Origin of the sequence: Lactobacillus sp. UMNPBX15, assembly GCF_002553785.1 — a bacterium.
GTDB classification, from domain to species: domain Bacteria; phylum Bacillota; class Bacilli; order Lactobacillales; family Lactobacillaceae; genus Lactobacillus; species Lactobacillus crispatus.
Window position 1 is genome coordinate 21,308 of the sequence record NZ_PCYV01000033.1, and the last position, 6,314, is coordinate 27,621.

Consider the following 6,314-nt stretch of genomic DNA (forward strand, 5'->3'; position numbering starts at 1 on the left):
GACTAGATTGAGAGAATGATTAAAAAGAAGGGAAGAGAGAAAATGCGCACAGCACATGGAAAACAACCAGCTGATGAAATCAAATTGCATTGGCTTCTTCTAGGCCAATTACTAACGTGGCTGGGTTCCAGCTTCATTTGGCCATTGACTTCAGTTTACCTGCACGACCATCTTGGCGTTTCACTAGCTTTAGTGGGTGTCGTTTTGCTGTTCAACTGTGTTGCAAATATGATTGGGTCATTTATTTCAGGCTGGTGCTATGACCATATGGATCCATATGTCTTGCTGATTGTGGGGGCTGCTTTAGATGCGGCTGTCTTGTTTGGCATGGCTTTGAATCATAGTTGGCCGTTATATTGGCTCTGGATGACTTTAACTGGCTTTTTGGGCGGCTGGAATGGAGCATTGATTAACTCGATTGCTACTAGTATTAAATCTAAGCCAGGTCGTTATGTCTTCAATATGATCTACTTTGCTCAAAATGTTGGGGTCGTTTGTGGGACATTAGCAGTAGGTTATCTTTATGATTATTCAGTGACTTTATTATTTGTCATTGCTGGTCTTTTATTCGTTGGCGTTTGCGTTAACGCAATTATTAATTATCGGCCAATGATTCAGTTCCACAAGGAGCGTTTGGCTAACAAAGGCGAATCAAAGAAGAAGGCCTTTGAGCCGATGCCAAAATACAATCTGATTATGTCAATTGGCTTTTTTGTTACGATCGCTGTAATTTGGTTGATGTACATGAACTGGGAATCAAACTTGTCTGTCTACATGGTTTCTTTGGGCATTCCTTTTCATCTGTATAGTTTGTTATGGACCATCAATGCCGGAATTATTGTCATCGTGCAAGCTATCTTAAGTCGTTTTACTATCTTTAAGAGCTTATTTAGACAAATTTTATTTGGCACTTTGATGTTTGCAATTTCTTTTGTTACTTTGATTTTTGCCAAAGATTTTGCACATTTCGCCTTATCCATGGTTATCTTAACTTTAGGTGAAGCAACCGCAATGCCGTCGATTCCAACTTATGTCAATGATCTGTCGCCCGATTCTAGTAAGGGCAAGTATCAAGGCTTAACCTTGTCTGCATCGTCAATTGGTCGAGCTCTAGGGCCGTTATTTGGTGGTTTAATCATTGAAGATTTCGGCTATATTCAATTCTTTGCTGTTGCTGCAATTGGTATCTTTTTGCTTTTAGTCATGCTTATTCCAATGCATGCGAAACTACAGAAAAAACTAAAATTATTTGTAAAATAAAAGCAATATGATAGCGTTAATTTTTTTATAATGCTATCATGTTTTTATATAAAAAAATTTTTCCACTAGGGAGGTAATTTAATGTATTTTAACGTACGCGGCGGTGCTGGTGACATTACTAAGGCTAATACTTCAGCGCGTCTACAAGATAATTTATATTTGGCTGTTAACTCAGAATGGTTGGAAAAGGCTAAAATTCCATCTGATCGTTCAAGAACCAGTTCATTTGATGGGATCGATCTTAATATTGAAAAGAACTTGATGCAAGATTTTGCAGATTTTGCTGCTGGTAAGAAGGAACTGCCTACTGTGCCTAACTTCAAGAAGGCAGTTGAGCTTTACAAGGTTGCTAAAAACTTTGACAAGCGAAATGCGGATGGTGCCGCACCTATTCAGGCAGATTTGCACGAAATTTTAGACTTGCGCAACTTCGCTGACTTTAACTTGAAGGCAGCAGATTTTTACAAGAATGGTTTTGCCGTTCCATTTGCTTTCAGTGTTGAAGCAGATATGAAGAATACTAAGATTCACTCATTGAATTTTGGTGGTCCAAGTACTTTCTTGCCAGATACGACTACTTACAAGACTCCAGCTGCTGAGAAGTTATTGGATGTTTTGAAAAAGCAATCTATTAAGTTGTTAACAATGGCCGGACTTGATGAAAAGGACGCAGAAGATTACGCTGGCTTGGCAATTAAGTATGACGCTAAGATTGCTAAGGTAGTTAAGTCAACTGAAGAATGGGCTGATTATCCAGCAACTTATAATCCAGTTTCATTGACTGACTTTGAAGCAAAATTCGATTCCTTCAAGATGGATTACTTCTTGGGCGGATTATTTACCAAGAAGCCAGAACGGGTAATTTCAACTGAACCACGTTACTTAGATCACGCGGAAGAATTGTTGAATGAAGAAAACTTTGCTGAAATTAAGGCTTGGATGCTGGTTAAGTTTATTAATGGCGTAGCTTACAGCTTGTCACAAGATTTCCGTGAAGCTGCCTTTCCATTTAGTCAAGCTTTGTCAGGCCAACCTGAGCTTTCAAGTGGCGTTAAGCAGGCATATCATATTACTAATGGTGACTTCGGCGAAGTAGTAGGTGTCTACTATGGTCAAACTTACTTTGGCGCAGAAGCTAAAGCAGACGTGACTGATATGATTCACAAGATGCTTGATGTTTATGAAAAGAGAATTCGTGAAAATTCATGGCTTTCTCAAGCAACTAAGGATAAGGCAATCGTTAAGTTGCGCGCTTTGATCTTGAAGATCGGTTATCCAGACAAGATTGAAGAAATCTATGACCGTTTACAAGTTGATCCAACTGCTAGCCTTTATGAAAATGAAGTGCAATTTGGTCGGGAACAAATTAAGTACAATCTTGAGAAATTGTACCAAGATGTTGACCGTACGGTATGGTTGATGCCAGGTGATATGGTTAATGCATGTTACGACCCACAAAGAAATGATTTAACTTTCCCAGCTGCAATTTTGCAAAAACCATTCTATGACTTGAAACAAAGTCGTGCTACTAATTATGGTGGAATCGGCGTTGTTATTGCACACGAAGTATCACATGCCTTTGACAATAACGGTGCTCAATTCGATGAGTTTGGTAACATGAAGAATTGGTGGACTGATGAAGATTTTGCTGAATTCAAGAAGAGAACGCAAGCTGAAATCGACTTGTTTGATGGTATTGAATATGGCCCTGTAACCTTGAACGGTAAGCAAATCGTGTCTGAAAATATTGCCGACCAAGGTGGTTTAACTGCTGCTGTTGAAGCTAATAAGGGTGAAGGTGCTGATAAGAAGGCAATGCAAGAGTTGTTTGAAAACTTTGCTCGCGTTTGGGCAACTAAACAATTGCCAGAGTCAATCAAGACACAAGTATCTATTGATGTTCATGCACCCGGTCCAGAGCGTGCCAACGTTCAATCACAATGCCAAGAAGAATTCTATAAGGCTTTTGATGTGACTGAAAATGATGGTATGTGGCTTGCTCCTGAAAAGAGAGTAGTAATTTGGTAAGTAACTTTTCTTAATATCGAGTATGAAAAATTAGCTAAATTACATATAAGCTCCTATAATAAGAATGACTACAGTGCTGCTACTACACTGCAGCCCTTTATAACTTATTACCCATTAATAAATTTTTTGCACTAAAAAAGGCTCCTGTTCGGAGTCTTTTTTTGATGGTTATTTTGTTTTAGCGTTGGAATAATCTTTTGGTTTAATCCGTTTAATATAGGATGGATTTGGTCGACCAAGGATTAATGGAATCCGCTCGATGATTGTGTCAGCGTATTCCAATCCGAACCAGGAAGCAGGATTGGAAGAAAGGTTCTGCAAACGAACACGAGCTTCGACTAACCATTTTTCATATCCTACTAATTGCGTTTGCGGACTAATTACGTCTTGAACAATTACGAAGGCAAAGTCACCAACGTCCCGTCCTGGGGTAGTGGTGTATTCCTGTGGTTGTGCCTCGATCGTTCCGTCAGCAATCAAGTCGTGAACAATCTGACGAATGTAGACGTTCACACTGGTCTGCTTCTTGAATCCAAGATAAAGCTGAATGTTAATCACGTTCTTAGTACCGTAAGTGTTAACAGCATATTCAGCGGTAAATGGCTCGTTAGTAACATTGACAGTGACAAACCAGTAAGCCTTTGCTCGTTTAGGTCTTTTATCCAAAATTGAGTACAGGATTTCACGTTTGATAAACTTGTTGTACTTAACGTTGGCCATGTAAACCAAGTTGGTAGCATAAGTTGGGTAATTTTCATCGTGACTTAAGTTCGTTAACATGTCGGTATATTCATCTAAGCGAACGTAAGCATTGCGAGCTTCACGCTTGTCACGAACCTTGTTGCCGTAATACCAAACATACATTACGAAGCCGATAGCACCAGCGATGAAGAGTGAAACGTAACCACCATGAGTAAATTTAGTCAAACTTGAAATCATAAACATGATGTCAAGGACACCGAAGAAGATCAAGAAGATCAAGAAGATCCAGTTCCAAACAGTGTTGACTTTCTTCATTACTAACCATTCATAAAGCAGGATGGTAGTCATTAACATTGAAATTGTAATGGACAGACCATAAGCTGCTTCCATGTGAGCTGAAGTTTGGAAGTATAAGACGATTGCGATAGTAGCAACACAGATACCCTTGTTAATGGAAGGAATATAAATTTGTCCTTTTTCGTTAGATGGGTAGTTGATGTTCATTCTTGGCAAGAACTTCAAGCCTGAAGCTTCTGCAACTAAAGTGAATGAACCAGTAATTAGGGCCTGAGAAGCAATAACAGCAGCAATAGTAGCCAAAATGATGGCAAACAATCTGATGTTAGCCATCATTTCAAAGAATGGATTGAGCACACCGCCGTCTGCAGGACGGTAAGTTGGGTTGTTCAAAATCCAAACGCCTTGACCAAAGTAGTTGAGTGACAAGCAAACAAAAACAAATGGCCAAGAACCAATAATATTGCTTTTACCAACGTGACCAACGTCTGAATATAGGGCCTCAGCACCAGTAGTAGCCAGGAAGATTGATCCTAAAATAAAGAGACCTGCCTTGTTATATGGACTAACTAGTAACCTAATAGCGTAGATGGGATTGATTGCTTGCAAGATTGACCAGTCACCAGCCATGTTCATTACACCCATTACACCCAAAAAAGTGAACCAAAGGAACATGATTGGGCCGAAGGCTTTACCAATGATACTAGTTCCCATTTTTTGGATAGAAAACAGAACTAGCAGAATGACTACAGTGATGGCAATAACCATGTTTTGAGTAGAAACGGGTACATTGCCGCCAAAGTTCAGTCCTTTCAGTCCTTCAATCGCAGTTGTAACTGTAACTGCTGGAGTTAAAGTACCATCGGCCAAAATAGCGGCACCACCAATTAGCGCTGGTAGAACCAGCCATTTAGCTCGTTTTCTAACCAATGTGTATAAGGCAAAAATCCCACCTTCTCCGTGGTTAGTTGCCTTGAGGGCAATAATTACGGTTTGTAAGGTAGTTAGTAGCGTTACAGTCCAAAGAACCAATGAAATTGATCCAATGATAAAGTCACGATTTACATTACCAATGCCGCCATTGCCTTCGACAATTGATTTCATAACATAAAGCGGACTAGTACCGATATCGCCGTAAACAATACCGATGGCGATCAGTAAGCCAGCCGCGCTCATGCGTTTAGCTTTATTATTCATCATCTCGTTATCTCCCACAACAAAATTGTAGTTTTAATAAAAAAAGAAAATGCCACGATGACATTTTCCCTTGTTGTACCTATTTTCGTCTATTTCGCTGGACAATGCAAGTGAGATTTGTCAGAAATTGAATCTAGAATTTGGTGATGATAAAGTTAGTGCATTATAATAAAAAATATGCAGTAAAAAAGCTCCCATACAGGGAGCCTTTTTGATATAAATTATGAAAGTGATGAAGGAATCTTAGTACGTTGGTCTTCGTCCCATTTTTCCCATGCTTCATAAGTAAGCATTTCTTCTGGCTTAACACCAGTCTTTTCTTCCATGGTCTTAAGCAAGTCCTTAAAGTTGTAGTCGTGGTATTGTAACACATGATCAACCAACTTCTTGCGTGGGAAGTGGATGTTGTTTAAAACATAGCGATTGATATCAACCATGTTGTGATTTTCATCGTAAAGGTTGATAACTTCAAGATCGTCTTCATCGAATTCAGCGATGTAGAAGTTAGCGAAGACCTTTAAGTAATCAGGTTGTTCTTTGAATTCTTCCTGTGGCATAGTAGTCTTGTTAGCTTCTGGCATTACGACTTTAAGGTCGTCGTTTTCTTCATTTTCTTTATTAGCTTGAGCTTGAGCGTTCTTTTCTTCTTCAGTCAAAGTTGTTACCCCTTTATTTATAAATAAATAGATACAAAGTCAATAATAATTTTACAGACTTCTACAAATAAAAGCAAATAGAAGTGGTTGAGGTAAGTGTCAATATTTTTGCGGTAGGTTGTGAACCATTAGTCTAACCTTAATTTCTTAAATATTTATCTGATTTATTTTCCT

The 6,314-nt window shown here is 38.9% G+C and carries 4 protein-coding genes; 2 read left to right on the forward strand and 2 right to left on the reverse strand.

The annotated features are described in order from the left end of the window. Positions 1–42: 42 nt before the first annotated feature. Both CP366_RS08380 and CP366_RS08385 read left to right on the forward strand, forming a co-directional pair. Positions 43–1,260: an MFS transporter gene (locus tag CP366_RS08380; protein WP_060461616.1), complete on the forward strand. Its 1,218-nt coding sequence runs from the start codon at positions 43–45 to the stop codon at positions 1,258–1,260. Between the two features lie 81 nt (positions 1,261–1,341). Then, the gene (locus CP366_RS08385; protein ID WP_054832988.1) at positions 1,342–3,288 is read left to right on the forward strand and encodes a M13 family metallopeptidase; all 1,947 of its coding nucleotides are present in this window, start codon (positions 1,342–1,344) and stop codon (positions 3,286–3,288) included. Between the two features lie 168 nt (positions 3,289–3,456). On the opposite strand, the gene CP366_RS08390 is transcribed toward CP366_RS08385, so the two are convergent. Then, positions 3,457–5,484 (reverse strand): KUP/HAK/KT family potassium transporter, encoded by a 2,028-nt coding sequence (locus CP366_RS08390; RefSeq protein WP_098043580.1) that lies wholly within the window; start codon positions 5,482–5,484, stop codon positions 3,457–3,459. Positions 5,485–5,705: 221 nt separating this feature from the next. Further along, a complete protein-coding gene (locus tag CP366_RS08395; RefSeq protein WP_035443615.1) occupies positions 5,706–6,140 on the reverse strand; it encodes a hypothetical protein in 435 nt (144 codons plus the stop codon). Between the last annotated feature and the right edge of the window lie 174 nt (positions 6,141–6,314).